Consider the following 18,400-nt stretch of genomic DNA (forward strand, 5'->3'; position numbering starts at 1 on the left):
ATTTTCTGTAAACTTTGAAAATTCTATATTGCGTCATTTGTCTTGTTTATTTTTTTAAAAAAAAAATCAGAATTTTATTTTTTTGTTGTGTAGGAAAGTGTTTTCATGTTATAATTGTGTCGAAATAGGAATGATTCTATTTATAAACTTTATTTTTTAAAAAGAGGAGGAAATTTTTATGAAAAAATTAGGTTTACTACCTAAACTTATCATCGCTATCATATTAGGTATCGGTGTAGGATCTATCCATAATGAACTTCTAGTTAGAGTATTAGCTACGTTTAATGGAATTTTTGGTAACTTTTTAGGATTTGCGATTCCACTTATAATAATAGGTTTCGTAGCTCCAGGTATTGGTGATTTAGGTAAAGGAGCTGGAAAGATACTTGGTATTACAGCAGGAATTGCATATCTTTCTACAGTAGCAGCTGGTTCTTTAGCATTTTTCACTAACAGTGTTGTTTTTAAATACATATTAACTCCTGGTAGCATGAATTTAATTGATGCTCAAAATCCAGAACATTCTTTGTTAGAAGGATTTTTCAAAGTAGATATGCCACCTATTATGGGAGTTATGACTGCACTTTTAATTGCATTCACTTTAGGTCTAGGTATTGCTGCTAGTGAAGGTGATACTATAAAGAAATTTATGAAAGAATTCCAAGGAATTGTTGAAAGTTTAATATCTAATATAATTATTCCTTTATTACCTTTTCATATAGCTGGTATATTCGCTAATATGACATATGCAGGTCAAGTTGCTACTATAATGTCTGTATTTGCAAAAGTATTTGCTGTTATATTAATTTTACATTTTACAGTTATAACAGTACAATATTTTATAGCTGGTACATTAGCTGGAGCAAATCCAGTTGTTTTAATTAAAAACATGATTCCAGCATACTTTGCAGCTATAGGAACTCAATCTTCAGCTGCTGCTATACCTGTTACACTTGAGCAAACAAAGAAAAATGGAGTTAACGATGGTGTTGCTGAATTCGTTGTTCCTCTTTGTGCTACTATACATTTATCAGGAAGTACAATAACTCTTGTAAGTTGTGCTATGGCAGTTATGATGTTAAATGGAATGGCCGTTACATTTAGTTCTATATTTGGATTCATATTAATGTTAGGTGTTACTATGGTTGCAGCACCTGGGGTTCCAGGAGGAGCTGTTATGGCTGCACTTGGTCTTTTAGAAACTATGCTTGGATTTGATCAAACTTTATTATCTTTAATGATTGCATTATATCTTGCTCAAGATAGTTTCGGAACTGCTTGTAACGTAACTGGTGATGGAGCTATAGCTATTATGGTTAACAAAATATCAGGGTATAAGCTTGGTAAAGATAAAAATAAAACAAAAGCAGCTTAAATAGACATAAAAAAAAGTAGTTATTCAATAACTACTTTTTTTTATTTATTTTTTTGAAGGTTTAGGTCCATAGTATTGATATAAATCACTTCTTAACATACCATTATATAACTTTCTTTTCCTATCAGCTTTTCTTCCAAATGCATCTTCAAATTCATTATAAGCTGTTATTATGTAAAATGACCATGTATCCAACTTCTTAAAAGGAAGAGATATTTCTTTGTATAATTGTTTTACACTATCTTTATCTTCCAATCTTTCACCATACGGAGGATTCGTTATAACAAATCCATATTCATAGTCACTTTTTAAATCTCTAGCATCTTGTTTTTCAAATTTAATATAATTGTCTACATCTGCAAGTCTAGCATTTTCTTTAGCTATCTCGAGAACCTCATCATCTATATCATATCCATATATTTTGAAATCCACATCAGTTTTCATCATTTCAAAAGCTTCTTTTCTAGCTTTCCACCATAATTTTTTGCCCAATATACTCCAATTTTCTGATAAAAATTCTCTATTAAGTCCTGGAGCCATATTAAGTCCCATCATCGCTGCTTCTATTAAAATAGTTCCTGAACCACAAAATGGATCTACTAATATTCTATCTTGTTTCCAAGGTGTTAATGAAACAAGAGCAGCAGCTAAAGTTTCTCTAATAGGTGCTTTACTAGCATTCTCTCTATATCCTCTTTTATGAAGTGCTTGTCCACATGTATCTATTGATATAGTAACTTTATCCTTGTGTATAAATACATATATAGGATACTTTTCATCGCTATTTTCATCGAACCAGTTAACTTTATATTCTTGTTTTAAATTTTCAACTACAGCTTTTTTTACTATAGATTGTATATCTGGAACACTATACAATTTAGATTTTATAGAAGAAGCTTTTGACACTGGAAAAACAGCATCTTTTTTTATGTATTTATGCCAAGGTAATTTTTTAGTATTTTGAAATAGTTCTTCAAAACTTCTTGCTTCAAATTCTCCAACCTTTAATAATACTCTTTCTGCTGTTCTAAGCCATAAATTTGATTTACAGATACCATAATTATCTGTTTTGAAAGTTACTCTTCCATCTTCTACTTTTTGTATTTCATAACCTAAATTTTCAATTTCTCTTTTAAGTGTTTTTTCAACTCCAAAAAAGCATGGTGCTATCAAAGTTACATCTTTCATTATATTCCTCCTGCTGTATATATTATTATATATAATTACCAACTAATTGTATCATATACTATATATGAATATCTATTTAATTTTATAAGACCTCATTCATGCTTCCGGTTCTATACCCCAAAAGATCAATAGTTACATAATTAAATCCCAGAGATTTTAGATACTTACAAACTTTATTTGATGCATCTGATTCTACAAATTTTAAAATATCACTTTTTGGTAATTCTATTCTTGCTATTTCGCCATGATGTCTAACTCTAAACTGTTTAAATCCTAATTGAGAAATAAACTCTTCGCTTTTCTCTATCATATTAAGTTTTTCCAGAGTTATTTTATGATTATAAGGAATTCTAGATGCAAGACAAGCAAAAGATGGTTTATTCCAAGTTGGTATATCCAATATCTTAGATAAATCCCTAATCTCCTGTTTTGTAAGACCGGCTTCTTTTAAAGGACTAAGTATTCCTAGTTCTTTCAAAGCTTTCATTCCTGGTCTAAAATCACTTAAATCATCGACATTGCTCCCATCAGCTATATTAATTATGTTATTTTGTTTAGATATTTTCATTATTTGTGTAAATATTTCTTTCTTGCAAAAATAACATCTTTCTGGAACGTTATCTATAAATTCTTTAATGTTTATTTCATTTATATTTAAGACATTGTGTTTAACATTTATTTTATTTGCATAATCTATAGATTCTTTAATTTCTCTGTCAGTATGGATAAACGCATTAACTGTTACAGCTAATACATTTTCTTTAAGGACCTCTTTTGCTATTGCTAAAAGAAATGTACTATCAACTCCTCCTGAAAAAGCTACAGTTAAATTGTTTAATTTGCTTAAATTATTTTTTAATACTTCTAATTTTTCAAGTGCTGTCAAGATTTTTCCTCCTTGTTTGGATAAAATAGTTTGTCATACGTTTTAAATTTTATCATATTAATCTATTCATTAAAATATTAATTTTCATTTTAATTCTACTAGGAACATATGAATTAATATACATACACTTATCTATCATATATATTAATTCATATACCTTCCATTTCATGACTTCTTTTATTTTTAACATTGTATAAATTCTTTAGTTTTAATCCTTCAGATTTTTTTAACCTACGTATACCTTACATGTTTGAACTTATCATTTCACTATACAGTTTGCATACTAAAAAAAATGTAGATGTGTTCAACACATCTACATTTTTTTAACATTTATCCTAATACTATTTTTACTATAAATAAAAATGATATTACATATAGTAAAGGTGTTATTTGTTTTTGTTTACCATTTAATAGTTTTAAGATTACATAACTTAATATTCCAAATACAATACCCTCAGATATACTATAAGTAAGTGGCATCATAATTATAGTTAAAAAAGCTGGGATAGCTTCTGTCAAATCATCAAAATCTATTTCTTTTATAGGAGACATCATGAATAGCCCAACCAATATTAATGCAGGAGCTGTCGCAGCTGAAGGTATCATTATAAATAAAGGAGATAAAAATAGTGCTATTATAAACATAATAGCTGTAGATAAAGCTGTAAGACCGGTTCTTCCTCCGTCTGCAACTCCAGCTGCACTTTCTACAAAAGTTGATACCGTACTTGTTCCAAATAAGGCTCCTACAGTTGTACCTATAGCATCTGCTAATAATGCTTGCTTTGCATTAGGTACATTTCCTTCTTCATCTAACATATTTGCCTTTGTAGCAACCCCTACTAATGTACCAACAGTGTCAAATAAATCAACAAATAAGAATGTAAACAAAACAATAATCATATCTACCGAAAATATATTATTCCATTCAAGTTTAAATAATATAGGAGACAAAGAAGGTGGTGTGCTAAAAATTTTAAAACCATCTGGTATAACCGTTACTCCCATAGGGATACCTATTATTGTAGTAATTACTATACCTATTAATAAAGCTCCTTTAATATTTCTAGATAATAAAAACCCTGTTATAATAAGACCTATTATAGCAAGTAACGCTGGACCAGAAGATATATGTCCTATAGAGACTGGTAGTCCGTCCAATTGTCCTTGATCATTTATAAATTTACCACTAATTACTATACCTGAATTTACAAGGCCTAAAAACGCTATAAATAATCCTATTCCAACAGAAACAGCTTTTTTTAATTGCATTGGTATAGAGTTTAAAATAGCTTCCCTAATATTAAAAAACGTAAGTATCAAAAATATAATACCTTCCAAGAATACAGCTGTAAGTGCAAATTCCCATGAATAACCCATAGTTAAAACTACTGTAAAAGCAAAAAAAGCATTAGGTCCCATAGCTGGAGCCAAAGCAAATGGCAGGTTTGCATAGAATGCCATTACAAGAGTTGCAATAATAGATGATAAAGCTGTTGCTGTAAATAAAGCTCCAAAATCCATTCCAGCAGCAGACAATATGCTTGGATTTACTATTAATATGTATGCCATTGTCATAAACGTTGTAATACCTGCTATTATTTCAGTTTTTATGTTAGTATTATTTTCACTTAATTTAAATACCCTCTCAATATTTGATTTAGATACAACCTCAGTTGTCTTTTGCATCATGTTTCCTCCTCTTAGTCCAAATGATCTTTTTATTTTTACGAACTATATATAAATTTAATCTTTTTTCATTCGCATATAGATGATAATAGATTTTTACAATTTAGTCAATACTTTTTTCGAATTAAGTCTGCCTATTTGCAAATCAAACGAATATTTATATAAAAAATAAGGCTATCAAATGATAGCCTTATTTTTTATATAAATATTCGTTTATACTATTCTCATACTCTTTACTTATTTTTTTTATTATAGAATTATTAGTAGAATTCAAATTGCATTTTTCTATACTCTTAATAGGTAAAACATTAACCGAAGTTCCTGTCATAAAAGCGCCATCTAAGCAAAATATATCATTTTCATCTATACAAATTTCTTTTATTTTTATATTTAGATTTTTGCATATATTAACTACCCTATTTCTAGTAACTCCTAATAATACACTCTTAGGAGGAGCAGTGTATATAATCTCCCCTTTAACAAAAAACATATTCGATCTACTTCCTTCTGTTATCACCCCTTCTTTGTTTACAAGCAAAGCTTCAAATGCATTTTTTGATTTTAGTTCATTGTTTACTTTTTCTCTCAATTTGTTATTTCCTACTTTAGCATTTGGTTTTTCTCGTTCTGAATGATATATTATAGTATTTATACCGGTTTCATACATTTTCTTATCTGGATAATAACTTTTTATACAAAAAATCATTGACTTTTGTTCTTCTTTATCTAAATCACTAAATATTAATTTTATATTAATATTCTTATAATTATTTTTGTCTATTACTATGTTTATATTCTTCACTATTCTTTCTTTAGATGAATTTAACTTAAATCCAAGTATTTCCGCAGATTTAAATAGTCTTTCAAGATGTTCTTCTAAAAATAAAACCTTTCCACCTATTACTCTTACCACTTCATATATACTATTATTAATGCCTTCTGAAAAATTTGTTTTTTCATATGTATTGTGTATTATTCCATTCACAATATAATATTTTCCTTCAATTTGCATTTTTAAGCACCTCTTATCTGTTATTAAAATTCCAACTATTAAATAGATACTTCAATTATACACTAATTATTCTAATTGAAACTTCTCTTTTTTAATAATAATTACATTAATTCCCTTCGACTTTTTTCGACATTTGTATTATATTTATATTATGGCTAAATTATATAACACATAAGGAGGAATAATATGAAAAAAATAATAATATCTACTATATTAAGTTTAGGAATTGCGTTGATCCCCTTACATATTAATACTGCTAATGCCTATACTCAAATCAATAGTTCATTATTACTTAAAACTGGTATACGAAATCAAAATGTTGTCCTTTTACAAAATCGTCTAAAAGAATTAGGATATTTTCCTGCTAATCCTACAGGTTATTATGGAAGTATAACAAAGCAGTCAGTTCTAAATTTTCAAAAGGCTAACAACTTAGTAGCAGATGGTATAGCTGGAAAGAATACAATTCAAAAACTAAACTCATTGAATATTAAAAACACCCCTTCTGTAACAAGAGGAAGTTCGACAACATCATCTAATTGGTCATGGTTCTCAAAAATTCAGTATGCAATCCCCAGAGGTGCTACATTTGAAGTACTCGATATATATTCTGGAAAATCATTTAAAGCTAATAGAACATATGGAACTAATCATATAGATGCAGAAACTATAAGCGAATATGATACTTCTATATATAAAAGTGTATTTGGTGGAAATTGGTCTTGGAGTAAACGTCCAATTGTAGTTACCTATAACGGAATATCACTCCCAGCTTCTATGGCAGGTATGCCTCATGCAGGAAATGATAACGCGCCTTCAGCAGCTTATACTACTTGGAGAAGTGATGGTTATGGCGCTGGTACTAACTTAGATGCAATCAAAAATAATGGAATGCACGGAGTATTTGATATACATTTTATAGGTAGTAGAACTCATAGTAGTAATAGAGTAGATAATGTACATCAAAACAATATAAAAATAGCTCAAAAATATATAGGTAAATAAAAAAAACCGGTATTGTTCAATACCGGGTTTTCTTTATTAAAATAAAATTTGTGCTATTTTACCACCAATTATTACTCCTAAAATACCCATTAATCCTGCAAAAACAGGAGGTGCTGGTAAAGGTAATTTTAGTTTTTGACATATAGCTCCTAATATTACTCCTGCAGAAGTTGCTTTTAATGATATTATCAATGCTTCCATTACTTAACCCCCTTCATTATCTATACTCTTCAATTTTTTTTATTATAAATGCACCCAGCCAAACTCCAAATATTCCCATAAAGGCCTGAATGGTCGGAGGCGCTGGTAAGGGAAATTTTAAAATCGTAAATATAATTCCCGTTATAATTCCTGTCAATAAAGATAATAATATTACTTTAACATCATTCATTTATATCATCCCTTTCATTAAATAATTTTAATTCTATTGGTTTATTTCAATATTTATAATATTTGTATGAATCAAATGTATAAAATGAAACTTAAATTTATATTATATGTGACCGATTCCATATTTATTATACATTTTTTTATAAATTTTTTCAATATTAAATATTTTTTTTATTCATATTATATAGAATATTTCATATATAACTATTAGCTCTATAGATACATTTAAATTCTATAATTTCTGCATAAAAATAAAAGACACAATCTTTACTTTATCTAAAGCTAAAGATTATGTCTTTTATTTTTATGTTTAAATATTTATAATTTTATTTATTCAGGTAACAATATAAATCTTAGTATAAATAATATAGATAATATGTACATTATAGGATGAACTTCCCTATGTTTTCCTGTTCCTAATTTCATTATAGGATAAAATATTACTCCAGCTGCAATACCATTTGCTATACTATAAGTAAATGGCATAATAACTATTGTGAAAAAAGCAGGTATTGCTTCTGTTAAATCTGAAAAATCAACTTCTTTTATAGATTCTATCATTAGTACTCCTATTATTATTAGTGCGGGAGATGTTGCCTGTGATGGTACTATACCTACAATACCACCTAAAAATAGTGAACATAAAAATAAAATTCCTACAACCATAGATGTTAATCCGGTTCTTCCACCTTCTGCTATTCCAGCAGTAGATTCTATATATGTCGCTGTAGTAGTACCACCAAACATAGAACTAATAGTTGTTGCTACTGCATCTGCTAAAAGTGCCTTTTTCATATTTTTAATGCTTCCATCCTCTTGGATCATATTAGCCTTTTGAGCCGTTCCTACTAGAGTACCTATTGTATCAAATAAATCTACCAGACTAAAAGTTAACACAACCATTATTATGCTAGTAATAGTTCCTATAACTCCTGCTCCGCTAGTATTCAATAATCCCTTAAAATCCATAGCCATAAAAGTGTGTGATACTGATGGTGGTGCTGTTATTAGTTTTAATCCATCTATATTCGTAATTCCCATAGGTATACCTATTATAGTTGTAAGTATTATAGATATTAACATAGCCCCTTTTATATTTTTAGCCATTAATATTCCCATTATTATTATTCCTACTAAAGTTAATATTACTGCTTTATCTGTAAAATCACCAAATTTAATCAAAGTTCCTGGATCTGAGACTACGATACCTCCTCCTTTTAAACCTATTAATGTTATAAAAAGACCAATTCCTGAAGTTATTGCAGTTTTTATATTAACAGGAAGACATTCTACGATTTTTTCTCTAATGGATGTTGCTGTTATTATTATAAATAATATTCCAGATATCATAACTGCTGCCAGTCCTTGTTGCCATGTATATCCTAAGTTTAAGCATACACTAAAAGAAAAAAATGCTGTTAATCCTATTCCTGGTGCTACTGCAAATGGTAGATTAGCATATAAAGCCATTATTAATGTCCCAATCGCAGATACTATACACGTTCCTGTAAAAGCCGATCCTATTACAGGGTCATTTAGTATAGTTAGTACAGCAGCTTCGTCTCCTCTTGCTCCTAATGCGTTCATACCTGAAAACTTTAAGAGATTAGGGATTACTAAAAGAGCATAAGCCATAGTCATAAAAGTAGTAAATCCAGCTAAGATTTCCGTTTTAATATTTGTCTTATTTTCTCTTAGTTCAAAAAACTTATCTAATGCATTGGTATTTTTTTGAACTGTTGATTTCATTTATTGTCATCTCCTTTTAATATACCACCACAAAAAAACCACAATCGGACTATTAGATAATCCAATTGTGGTTTTTTATAACATTAAAGCTGATAATTTGCAATCTTAATATAGCTTTTTATTAGGATCACCCATAGAGAGAAAATTTTTACGGTATCTCGTAGAAACTTCTGAACCATATTATCAGAATTATACGGACGGCATATTTTTAATTTTTATATTTCAAAATAATAACACTATATTTTTATAAAGTCAATTATAATTTTGAAATAATAAAATTGTCTATTTTTTGAATATTCCAAAAGGTTTTCCAACCGGAAGAAATACTCTTCCAAAATGAAGATTCAACACAGAAGCTGCAGAACCATAGAAAGATACTATTGAAATAAGTAATTCTGAAATTGCAGCAATTTCATGAGCAAATTCAGGCATTATTCCAAATGTACTTAAAGTTAATCCTATAAACAAGAAATCTATCAATACAAATATTGTAAATAAAACTTTATGAGTTTCCATAGCACCTATAGTCATAAATAAAGTAAATATTAAATATCCTAAAAAAGCAAATCCAAGTTGTTTAACATCTACTCCAGCAGCTAACTTTTCGCCAAACACTCCATTTTGAATAAGCCATGAAGTTCCAACTGCAAACCAAAAAAATGCATATCCTCCGAAAGCAGTTGTTCCGAAAACATTTCCTTTTTTTGAGTCATTAATACAAGCAAACAATTGCGCAAATGCTCCTAAAAATATTGCCCAAGGAATTACAAACGATACTCCCTCAGTAAGTCCTAATTTTTGAGATGATGCTACAAGAGTTACCATAGCCAACCCGAATAATCCTAGTGCAGATGGATCTGCATTACTAATCTTTACAATTTTTGTCTCATTAGTATTCATAAAACCCTCCTAAAAAATGATTAAATATATTATAAATTCTGTAATATATATATTATCACAAAATTCTACCTTTTTAAACATTTTAATTAATTTTTTCACAAATTTACACAAAAAATAATAATTAGTATATAATACATTATATACTAATTATTATAGAGGTGATTTTATTGAATAAACTATCCAATCTTTTAAAATATAACAAGCATATATCTGTCAAAATTAGTCAAGAAGAAAAAAAATTAAATATTTTCGATAAACAACAAATAATAGAAAGTATATATTTTCCATTTAATGATTTAAATGAACATATAGATTATGTTTATAATGTAATAATTTCAATCAATAACATAAATTTATATATTCCCAAAATTTATATTAAAAATCCGCATAATAATATCTAATTGTACTGACATGATAAATGAGCCCTAATGGGCTCTATTCTCAAAATTCACATATATTCATACCTACAGCGAGCTTTCATACATTGCATACTGTTATCTTCTTTAAAGCTAAAAAATAAAGGACATAATTATTATTTATACATTAATCTACCACAGTTTTCACATTCAATAATTTCATTATTATCTAGCTTACTAATTTTATTCATAAAGAGTTCCACATTACATCCTCCACATATATTATTCTCAACTTTAACCAAAGCATTTTTATATTTATTCTTAATATTATCATATCTAATCAACTCATCGTTATTTATTTCACTTCTCAATGCTTCTATCTGATCTAAATTTACATTTAATTTATATGTATACTCATCTATTTTTTTAATAATTTTTTCATCTAAATTTTTAATAATTTGCTGTAATTCTTCAGATTTAATTTTGCACTTTTCTATTTTAATGTTTAGATTTTCCATTTCATCCATATTGCTGATAAAATCTTGTTCAACTATTTCCTTTGATTTTTCTAAATTTGTTTCTTTGTTTTTTATATTTTCAAGCAATTTTATATCTTTTATTAATCCACTATATAAATCTTTATTCATTTTGTCTAGTTCATATTCCTTATTTTTCAAATCATTCTCCAATAATACAGTTTTTTCTTTTAAAGTTCCCAGTTCTTTCATATATATTTTTTCAAGATTATTTATTTTTTGTAATTTTGTTCTCATTTCTGATAATTTTGGATATTTTTGAATATACTTTATCTTGTTTTCAATTTTATTCATTAAATTGTATTTTTGGTCTAGTTTTATAATTTTATTCATAATGATACCTCCATTTGATTATAATTATTTTTTATCAAAAAACTAAAATTTCTAAAACTTCATCCACTTAAGGATGAAGATAATAATTCTACACCTTTGAATTATTTTAATAAGTTTTACTTTACATTAAAATAAGGAATAGACAAAACTATTCCTTATATTGTAACGAATGGATTTATATTAGATTTTGATTTTAATACTTCTATATTTTCAAATTTATTTTGTAAATATTCCTCAACTATATCTGAAAATATATTTTCACTTCCAAAATGACCAGCATCAATAACCTTTATACCTAATTCTAAAGCATTTTGAGCATCATGATACTTTACATCTCCAGTAATTAAAACATCTGCTCCCATGTTATAAGCATTATTGATAAATTCAGATCCTGACCCACTTACTATAGCTATCTTATTTACATCATCTTCTAAATTTCCTGTGACCCTTATTTCATTTATATTTAGTGATTTTTTCACAATTTCTGATAATTCTTTAAATTTCATAGAGTTTTTCAATTGCCCAATTCGTCCAAGTCCATATTTTTTGCCTTTATTTTTTAATTCATATATATCATATGCAACTTCTTCATATGGATGTGCTTTTATTATATTATTTATAGCCTCACTTAATTTACTTTCTTCACATATACTTTCTATTTTAACCTCTTCTACAGTCTCTATTTCATTTTTAATTCCTATATAAGGATTCGATTCATTTAAAGGTTTAAATCTGCCTACACCTTCAAAAGTAAATGAGCAATCACTATAATTTCCAATATTTCCACATCCCATATCTGCCATAGTTTTTCTTATACACTCCTGGTGAGATACTGGAACATATACAGCTATTTTATATAATTTTTGATCATATGTAGTATCTAAGACAAGAACATCCTTTAGATCTAACCTCTTAGCTATTTCATCATTTAATCCATCATAAGCTATATCAAAATTAGTATGTGCTGAATAAACACTAATTTTATTTCTTATTAATTTATATATATCAGTTCCTTTTGTTGTAGATGTATTTATTTTTTTTAATCCCTTAAATATAAACGGATGATGAGTTATTATTAAATCTACTTTATTTTCTACAGCTTCATCTATAACTGCTTGAGTAGCTTCTAATGTTAACATAATTTTTGATACACTATCCATTTCATTTCCTATGATTAAGCCTACATTATCCCAATTATAAGCTAATGATTTAGGATATTTATTCTCAAATATTTTTACTATATCTTTAATATACATTATCCTTCAACTCCTCAAGCTTTTGAATTTTAGCTCTGCATCCATATATTTTAGATTCTATTTTTTGACCTTCTTTTCCTTCTATTTTTTTTATTATCTTTGAATATTCGCTTATTTTTTTATCTATAAATTCTAAAATCAAACAATTTTTATTTCTTAGAAGCCCTCTTCCAACCTCATAATAAATTTCATCTTCTTGAGATCTTTTTATACCATCGTACTTTACTACCATTATTTCATAAATTCTAAAATCTTCTTTCACTAGAATTTCTTCTTTAATATCAAATCCATTTTCATATAAATATTTTCTAAGCTCAGAAGATGCCTGCATGGGTTGTAATATCATATTGTTTAGTCTTTTTGCTATTTCAAATTCACTTTCTATTAATTTACTTATTAAAACTCCTCCCATTCCAGCTATTACAACTTCATCCACTTCTCCTACTTTTAATACACTAAGTCCGCTTCCTAATCTCAACTCTATTTTAGATTCTAGATTACTTGATATAATTTCTTTTTTTGCATTTTCTAATGGTCCTTTATTTATATCAGCTGCTATTGCACCTTTTATCTTATCCTTTTTCATTAAGTATACAGGTATATAACCATGATCAGTTCCTATATCTGCTATCTTTGCATTATGACTAACTAGGTTAGCTACTGCTTCTAATCTTGGAGTTAATTTCATTTTTTTACACTTCCTTTCTTGAATTAAAATAAGTATTTTTAAAATAATAATAATGAGGTGATCTATATGAAGAAAGAAATAATCCCCCCAAAAAAACTATTAAAATATAAATGGGGTGGAACTACCTTTGAATGGGCTGAAGAAGCCAAAGAAATAAATGCCCAAATACAAGATGCTCAAGAAAAAAACATATCCAAAGATAAGTTAAAGAAAGAAATAGAATACGGAAACATGCCTCAATATTGGAATTAGAAAAAAATTCGCCTTATAGGCGAATTTTCTAATCTAAATAATCCTTTAATTTTTTAGATCTACTTGGATGTCTTAATTTTCTCAATGCCTTTGCTTCTATTTGTCTGATTCTTTCTCTAGTAACGTCAAATTCTCTTCCTACCTCTTCAAGCGTTCTAGCTCTTCCATCTGATAATCCAAATCTCAATTTTAAGACCTTTTGTTCTCTCTCATTTAATGATCCTAATACTTCTTCGATTTGCTCTTTTAAAAGAGAATAGGCCGCAGCCTCTGCAGGTGCAGGTGCATCTTCATCTGGTATAAAATCACCCAGATGACTATCTTCTTCTTCTCCAATAGGAGTTTCTAAAGATACTGGTTCCTGTGCTATTTTTAATATTTCTCTTATTTTATCTTCTGGTATATCCATCTCTTTTGCAATTTCTTCAGGTTTTGGTTCTCTACCTAACTCTTGAAGTAATTGTCTTGATACCCTTATAAGTTTATTTATAGTCTCAACCATATGCACAGGTATTCTTATAGTTCTAGCTTGGTCTGCTATAGCACGAGTTATTGCTTGTCTTATCCACCACGTAGCATAAGTACTAAACTTGTATCCCTTAGTATAATCAAATTTTTCGACTGCCTTAATTAAACCTAAATTTCCTTCTTGAATTAAATCAAGAAATAACATTCCTCTTCCTACATATCTTTTAGCTATACTTACAACTAATCTAAGATTAGCCTCAACTAATCTCTTTTTAGCTATCTCATCACCTTGTTCCATTCTTTTAGCAAGTTCTATTTCTTCTTGCGCAGAAAGAAGAGGTATTTTTCCAATTTCTTTTAAATACATTCTAACCGGATCATCTATATTTATTCCTTTAGGTAGAGATAAATCTATACTTTCAAAATCAAATTCTTCATCATCACTATCATCTTCATCTTTTTCTTTTTCTACTTTTATGTTTTCTTTTTTATTTTTTTCTGCTAATACTTCAATTCCCATTTGTCCTAATGTCTCGTACAGATTTTCAACTTGATCCTTATCTAATTGCACTTCTCCTAAAACTTCCATTATTTCACTATATGTTAAAGATCCTTGTTTCTTTCCTTTGTCCATTAATTCTTTTACAGATTGTCTTTGTTCTTTACTTATTTTTTTCGCCATTTTAAGTTCCTCCTTTCTATAAAATATTCTTCATCTCTTTTTCTAATCGTATTATTTTCATTGCAATATCTAACAATTCTCTATCAACCTCACTTGCTTCTATATTTTTATCATTCTTCTTATTTAACTGTAATTCATCTTGCCTTTTAAGTAGATAGTCTCTTTTTTTCTTCAAACTATTTCTTTGTAAAGTTTTTATAATATCATTTAAATTAATACTTGAATCTATCTTAATATCATATATATCATCTATATAGTTTTCTGATATGCCTATTTTTTTCAATTTGTCAATAGTTATTATATCCAATTCATTACTTTTAATGATATAATTTAATATTTCTTTACTTTCTTCAAATAAAAAATCATCTATTTCCAAATTCATTAAAATGTCATTCCTATATTTTTTTTCATTTATAAATATAGAAATAATTTGTTTTTCTGCAATTTCAATACCACTTTTTTTAATTTTTATTTCTTCTACTTTTTTATTAGATTCTTTTTTAGATTTATTTTTCTTGTAATATTTACCATAAATTTCACTATTTATGGCATCTATAGATATATTTGTTTCTTTAGATATTTTATTAATATAATATTCAACTTCAATAGGACTTTTGATATTTTTAATAATATTAGCTACATTTTTTGTAAACAATAATCTATCTTGATCATTATTTAAATCATATTTTTTTTTCAATATATCAATTTTAAATTGAAGTAAAGGTATAGAATTTTTTAATAATATATTAAATTTATCTACTCCTTCTTTTCTTATATATTCATCTGGATCTTTCGCTTTTCCTAAATTTAATACTTTTATATTCAATTTAACTTCATTAAATATTTCAACGGCTTTTAAAGTAGCGTTAATACCAGCCTCATCATTGTCATAAGCTACTATAACTTTATTAACATATTTTTTTATTAGCTTTGCTTGTTCAACAGTTAAGGCAGTTCCTAGTGACGCAACTACATTTTTTATACCATATTGAAAAAGACTTATAACATCCATATATCCTTCTACTACAATTAATGTATCGTTTTTTATATTTTTTTTAGCAAAATTTAGCGCATATAAGTTCTTTCTTTTGTTAAACAGCATAGTTTCTGATGAATTTAAATATTTTGGAAGAGAATGATCCAATACTCTACCTCCAAACGCTATAACCTTTCCTCTTTGATCAAATATAGGAAACATAACTCTGTTTTTAAACCTATTTATATAATTTTTTTTATTCTTAGTTTGAATAGCTAATCCACTGTCGATTAAATCTTGCTGCTCATAACCTTTTTGCAATAAATAATTATTTAAATCATTCCAATCATTTTTTGCAAAGCCTAGTCCAAAATATTTAATTGTTTTATCATCAAGACCTCTATCTTTTAAGTATTTATAACCATTATTATTTGAACCCGACATAGATTTAAAAAAGTATCTAGCTGCATCTAAATTAATTTGATACAATTTCTGCTTTTTATTTATATTTTGCTTAGATTCATCACTAATTTTTCCTTTTTTAATTTCAACACCCGATCTTTGAGCGAGAATTTCTAAGGCCTCCATGAAATCTACATTTTCCATTTTCATTACAAAATTTATAACATCTCCACCTTCTCCACAACCAAAGCATTTATACATTTGCTTTTGAGTACTTATTGAAAACGATGGTGTCTTTTCTGAATGAAAAGGGCATAGTGCTTTATAATTTAATCCAGCAGATTTTACCTGTATATAACTAGATATTATATCAACAATGTCATTTCTCAATTTTATTTCTTCTATTATTTCATGCATATCATTCATACAATCACCTTCTATTTAGGTGTAATATTTATTAATTCTTGATAAAATTTATATTTCCTTCATCTGAAAATTTTTAAATTTTATCAAGAATTAATATTTGAGTGTTATTTTTTATAAATACAATTTACTATAATTCGACTTTTTTTAATAAATTCCTTCTTTATTTTTGAAAAATATTTTTAAAAAAATAAACAGGGCTAATATAAGCCCTATTTATTTAAAGATTCTACAACATCTTCGAATTCATCAAATGTTAACGATTGTGGTCCATCTGAAAGTGCTTTTTCAGGTTCTGGATGTACTTCTACCATTATGCCATCTGCTCCTGCTGCGAAAGATGCTAAACTCATTGGTTTAACTAATTCTTTTATCCCAGTTCCATGGCTTGGATCAACTATAACTGGAAGTCCTGTTTCTTTTTTTATTATAGGAACAGCAGCTAAATCCAATGTATTTCTAGTATAATCATTATACGTCCTAATTCCTCTTTCACACATTATTATATTTGTGTTTCCTTCAACCGCAATATATTCAGCAGCATTTATCCATTCTTTAATAGTAGCTGACATGCCTCTTTTTAAAAGTACAGGCTTATCTTGTTTTCCTACCTCTGTTAATAGAGAAAAATTGTGCATATTTCTAGAACCAATTTGTATAATATCTGCTACATCATATATTTTATCAAGATCTCTTGCATCCATTAATTCTGTAACAATAGGGATACCAACTTCTTTTTTAACTGATTTAAATACCTCCAAACCTTCTTCTTTCATACCTTGAAAAGAATAAGGAGAAGTTCTAGGCTTATATGCTCCACCTCTTAATACATTTGCACCTTTGCTTTTTATAAATTTAGCAATCATCAAAAGTTGTTCATAACTTTCCACTGCACAAGGTCCAGCAATTATAAGTCTATCATTTGGAATAGATGTACCACTTTTTAACTTTATAGTAATATCCATATTTTTTAGTATGATTTTACTCATCCCCTATGTACTCCTTTACTTCTTCCGCATCTAATTCATTCAACCACTCTTTTAATAACATACCTTTTATTATTAAATCTTCTTTTAAATCCATTAAAGGTATCAATACAAAAGCTCTTTCTTGTATTCTGGGATGAGGAAGAGTTAATTTTTCACCATTACAAATTATATCATCATATATTAAAATGTCAATATCTATAGTTCTAGGTCCCCACCTAATGATTCGTTCTCTTTTAAGGTTAAGTTCTACTTCCAAGCATTTTTGTAACAACTCTTCAGGTTTCAAATTTGTATCTATAGATACACAAAGATTTAAAAAATCATTTTGATTAGTATATCCCCATGGCCTTGTTTCATATACCTTGGATATTTTAGTTATTTCTGTATTTTCAAATTGCTTTATGTGTTCTATAGCATCATTTAAATTATTTAATCTATCTCCCATATTAGTTCCAATACCTAGATAAGCTCTACTCATATTTTTTTCTCCTTATTTCAACACCAAAATAATCAAATATAGCATTTACAGGAGCTTCTGGTTTTTTTACTCTAACCATAATTTCTTCGACCATATCAAAATTATCAAAAACTTGCTTTGATATATTTTCTGCCAAAGCCTCTAGTAAATTATATTTCTCATGTTCAACGACCTTTTTTACAACCTCATATACTTCACCATAATGAACAGAATCGTTAACATCATCGCTTTTGCCAGCTTTTTTAAAATCTAAGTAAAGCTCTATATCAATAAAAAACTTTTGCCCTAGTATATTTTCTTCTTTTAAAGCTCCATGATACCCATAAAATGATAAATTGTTTAATATAATCTTGTCCATTGTTTATAC

The 18,400-nt window shown here is 27.6% G+C and carries 19 protein-coding genes and 1 riboswitch; of the genes, 3 read left to right on the plus strand and 16 right to left on the minus strand.

Going from position 1 to position 18,400, the window contains the following annotated elements:
- Positions 1-178 precede the first annotated feature (178 nt).
- Positions 179-1,375 carry a dicarboxylate/amino acid:cation symporter gene (locus P4S50_RS08445; RefSeq protein WP_277734377.1) on the plus strand — a complete coding sequence of 399 codons (1,197 nt, stop codon included), beginning with the start codon at positions 179-181 and terminating at the stop codon, positions 1,373-1,375.
- Between the two features lie 45 nt (positions 1,376-1,420).
- Here the strand turns inward: P4S50_RS08445 and P4S50_RS08450 are convergent, their stop codons facing one another.
- The 4 genes from P4S50_RS08450 to P4S50_RS08465 form a co-directional block, all read right to left on the minus strand.
- Entirely contained in the window at positions 1,421-2,563 is a 1,143-nt protein-coding gene (locus tag P4S50_RS08450) for a THUMP domain-containing class I SAM-dependent RNA methyltransferase (protein ID WP_277734378.1), read from the minus strand.
- 82 nt (positions 2,564-2,645) lie between these two features.
- On the minus strand, positions 2,646-3,449 hold the full coding sequence (gene larE / locus P4S50_RS08455; protein WP_277734379.1) for an ATP-dependent sacrificial sulfur transferase LarE: 804 nt from the start codon (positions 3,447-3,449) through the stop codon (positions 2,646-2,648).
- 330 nt (positions 3,450-3,779) lie between these two features.
- On the minus strand, positions 3,780-5,138 hold the full coding sequence (locus P4S50_RS08460) for an NCS2 family permease (protein ID WP_331489719.1): 1,359 nt from the start codon (positions 5,136-5,138) through the stop codon (positions 3,780-3,782).
- Between the two features lie 190 nt (positions 5,139-5,328).
- Positions 5,329-6,150 carry an aminotransferase class IV gene (locus tag P4S50_RS08465; protein WP_277734380.1) on the minus strand — a complete coding sequence of 274 codons (822 nt, stop codon included), beginning with the start codon at positions 6,148-6,150 and terminating at the stop codon, positions 5,329-5,331.
- Between the two features lie 186 nt (positions 6,151-6,336).
- Here P4S50_RS08465 and P4S50_RS08470 point away from each other — a divergent pair, with 186 nt between their 5' ends.
- Positions 6,337-7,155 carry a peptidoglycan-binding domain-containing protein gene (locus tag P4S50_RS08470; protein WP_277734381.1) on the plus strand — a complete coding sequence of 273 codons (819 nt, stop codon included), beginning with the start codon at positions 6,337-6,339 and terminating at the stop codon, positions 7,153-7,155.
- A gap of 36 nt (positions 7,156-7,191) precedes the next feature.
- Here the strand turns inward: P4S50_RS08470 and P4S50_RS08475 are convergent, their stop codons facing one another.
- The 7 genes from P4S50_RS08475 to P4S50_RS08505 form a co-directional block, all read right to left on the minus strand.
- Complete coding sequence (locus P4S50_RS08475) at positions 7,192-7,356, minus strand: XapX domain-containing protein (RefSeq protein ID WP_277734382.1); 165 nt, start codon at positions 7,354-7,356, stop codon at positions 7,192-7,194.
- 16 nt (positions 7,357-7,372) lie between these two features.
- Entirely contained in the window at positions 7,373-7,546 is a 174-nt protein-coding gene (locus P4S50_RS08480) for a DUF1427 family protein (protein WP_277734383.1), read from the minus strand.
- Between the two features lie 329 nt (positions 7,547-7,875).
- Entirely contained in the window at positions 7,876-9,294 is a 1,419-nt protein-coding gene (locus tag P4S50_RS08485) for an NCS2 family permease (RefSeq protein WP_277734384.1), read from the minus strand.
- A gap of 114 nt (positions 9,295-9,408) precedes the next feature.
- Positions 9,409-9,511: riboswitch (purine riboswitch) on the minus strand.
- A 65-nt stretch (positions 9,512-9,576) separates the two neighbouring features.
- Positions 9,577-10,194 carry an acetate uptake transporter gene (locus P4S50_RS08490; RefSeq protein WP_277734385.1) on the minus strand — a complete coding sequence of 206 codons (618 nt, stop codon included), beginning with the start codon at positions 10,192-10,194 and terminating at the stop codon, positions 9,577-9,579.
- Positions 10,195-10,726: 532 nt separating this feature from the next.
- Positions 10,727-11,419: a zinc ribbon domain-containing protein gene (locus P4S50_RS08495; protein ID WP_277734386.1), complete on the minus strand. Its 693-nt coding sequence runs from the start codon at positions 11,417-11,419 to the stop codon at positions 10,727-10,729.
- 155 nt (positions 11,420-11,574) lie between these two features.
- Complete coding sequence (locus P4S50_RS08500; protein WP_277734387.1) at positions 11,575-12,675, minus strand: Nif3-like dinuclear metal center hexameric protein; 1,101 nt, start codon at positions 12,673-12,675, stop codon at positions 11,575-11,577.
- The gene (locus P4S50_RS08505) at positions 12,665-13,363 is read right to left on the minus strand and encodes a tRNA (adenine(22)-N(1))-methyltransferase (RefSeq protein ID WP_277734388.1); all 699 of its coding nucleotides are present in this window, start codon (positions 13,361-13,363) and stop codon (positions 12,665-12,667) included. The genes P4S50_RS08500 and P4S50_RS08505 overlap by 11 nt, the downstream gene beginning before the upstream one ends.
- Positions 13,364-13,429: 66 nt before the next feature.
- On the opposite strand from P4S50_RS08505, the gene P4S50_RS08510 reads away from it, so the two are divergent.
- Complete coding sequence (locus P4S50_RS08510) at positions 13,430-13,615, plus strand: hypothetical protein (protein WP_277734389.1); 186 nt, start codon at positions 13,430-13,432, stop codon at positions 13,613-13,615.
- Between the two features lie 28 nt (positions 13,616-13,643).
- On the opposite strand, the gene rpoD is transcribed toward P4S50_RS08510, so the two are convergent.
- From rpoD to folB, 5 genes are all read right to left on the minus strand, one after another.
- On the minus strand, positions 13,644-14,765 hold the full coding sequence (rpoD, locus tag P4S50_RS08515) for an RNA polymerase sigma factor RpoD (protein WP_277734390.1): 1,122 nt from the start codon (positions 14,763-14,765) through the stop codon (positions 13,644-13,646).
- Positions 14,766-14,781: 16 nt separating this feature from the next.
- Entirely contained in the window at positions 14,782-16,569 is a 1,788-nt protein-coding gene (gene dnaG / locus P4S50_RS08520; RefSeq protein WP_277734391.1) for a DNA primase, read from the minus strand.
- 209 nt (positions 16,570-16,778) lie between these two features.
- Positions 16,779-17,531, minus strand: a complete 753-nt coding sequence (gene aroF / locus P4S50_RS08525; RefSeq protein WP_277734713.1) for a 3-deoxy-7-phosphoheptulonate synthase — start codon at positions 17,529-17,531, stop codon at positions 16,779-16,781.
- A 16-nt stretch (positions 17,532-17,547) separates the two neighbouring features.
- A complete protein-coding gene (folK, locus tag P4S50_RS08530) occupies positions 17,548-18,033 on the minus strand; it encodes a 2-amino-4-hydroxy-6-hydroxymethyldihydropteridine diphosphokinase (protein ID WP_277734392.1) in 486 nt (161 codons plus the stop codon).
- The gene (folB, locus tag P4S50_RS08535) at positions 18,026-18,391 is read right to left on the minus strand and encodes a dihydroneopterin aldolase (protein WP_277734393.1); all 366 of its coding nucleotides are present in this window, start codon (positions 18,389-18,391) and stop codon (positions 18,026-18,028) included. Before folB ends, folK begins: the two co-directional genes overlap by 8 nt.
- Positions 18,392-18,400: the final 9 nt, after the last annotated feature.

The sequence above is a fragment of the Tepidibacter hydrothermalis genome (genome assembly GCF_029542625.1).
GTDB lineage: Bacteria > Bacillota > Clostridia > Peptostreptococcales > Peptostreptococcaceae > Tepidibacter_A > Tepidibacter_A hydrothermalis.

Excerpts from the sequence above, each read along its gene's own strand:
- P4S50_RS08445 (WP_277734377.1), top strand. The coding sequence starts at position 179 with ATGAAAAAATTAGGTTTACTACCTAAACTTATCATCGCTATCATATTA.
- P4S50_RS08450 (WP_277734378.1), bottom strand. The coding sequence starts at position 2,563 with ATGAAAGATGTAACTTTGATAGCACCATGCTTTTTTGGAGTTGAAAAA.
- P4S50_RS08460 (WP_331489719.1), bottom strand. The coding sequence starts at position 5,138 with ATGCAAAAGACAACTGAGGTTGTATCTAAATCAAATATTGAGAGGGTA.
- P4S50_RS08465 (WP_277734380.1), bottom strand. The coding sequence starts at position 6,150 with ATGCAAATTGAAGGAAAATATTATATTGTGAATGGAATAATACACAAT.
- P4S50_RS08470 (WP_277734381.1), top strand. The coding sequence starts at position 6,337 with ATGAAAAAAATAATAATATCTACTATATTAAGTTTAGGAATTGCGTTG.
- P4S50_RS08475 (WP_277734382.1), bottom strand. The coding sequence starts at position 7,356 with ATGGAAGCATTGATAATATCATTAAAAGCAACTTCTGCAGGAGTAATA.
- P4S50_RS08480 (WP_277734383.1), bottom strand. The coding sequence starts at position 7,546 with ATGAATGATGTTAAAGTAATATTATTATCTTTATTGACAGGAATTATA.
- P4S50_RS08485 (WP_277734384.1), bottom strand. The coding sequence starts at position 9,294 with ATGAAATCAACAGTTCAAAAAAATACCAATGCATTAGATAAGTTTTTT.
- P4S50_RS08490 (WP_277734385.1), bottom strand. The coding sequence starts at position 10,194 with ATGAATACTAATGAGACAAAAATTGTAAAGATTAGTAATGCAGATCCA.
- P4S50_RS08495 (WP_277734386.1), bottom strand. The coding sequence starts at position 11,419 with ATGAATAAAATTATAAAACTAGACCAAAAATACAATTTAATGAATAAA.
- P4S50_RS08500 (WP_277734387.1), bottom strand. The coding sequence starts at position 12,675 with ATGTATATTAAAGATATAGTAAAAATATTTGAGAATAAATATCCTAAA.
- P4S50_RS08505 (WP_277734388.1), bottom strand. The coding sequence starts at position 13,363 with ATGAAATTAACTCCAAGATTAGAAGCAGTAGCTAACCTAGTTAGTCAT.
- P4S50_RS08510 (WP_277734389.1), top strand. The coding sequence starts at position 13,430 with ATGAAGAAAGAAATAATCCCCCCAAAAAAACTATTAAAATATAAATGG.
- rpoD (WP_277734390.1), bottom strand. The coding sequence starts at position 14,765 with ATGGCGAAAAAAATAAGTAAAGAACAAAGACAATCTGTAAAAGAATTA.
- dnaG (WP_277734391.1), bottom strand. The coding sequence starts at position 16,569 with ATGAATGATATGCATGAAATAATAGAAGAAATAAAATTGAGAAATGAC.
- aroF (WP_277734713.1), bottom strand. The coding sequence starts at position 17,531 with ATGGATATTACTATAAAGTTAAAAAGTGGTACATCTATTCCAAATGAT.
- folK (WP_277734392.1), bottom strand. The coding sequence starts at position 18,033 with ATGAGTAGAGCTTATCTAGGTATTGGAACTAATATGGGAGATAGATTA.
- folB (WP_277734393.1), bottom strand. The coding sequence starts at position 18,391 with ATGGACAAGATTATATTAAACAATTTATCATTTTATGGGTATCATGGA.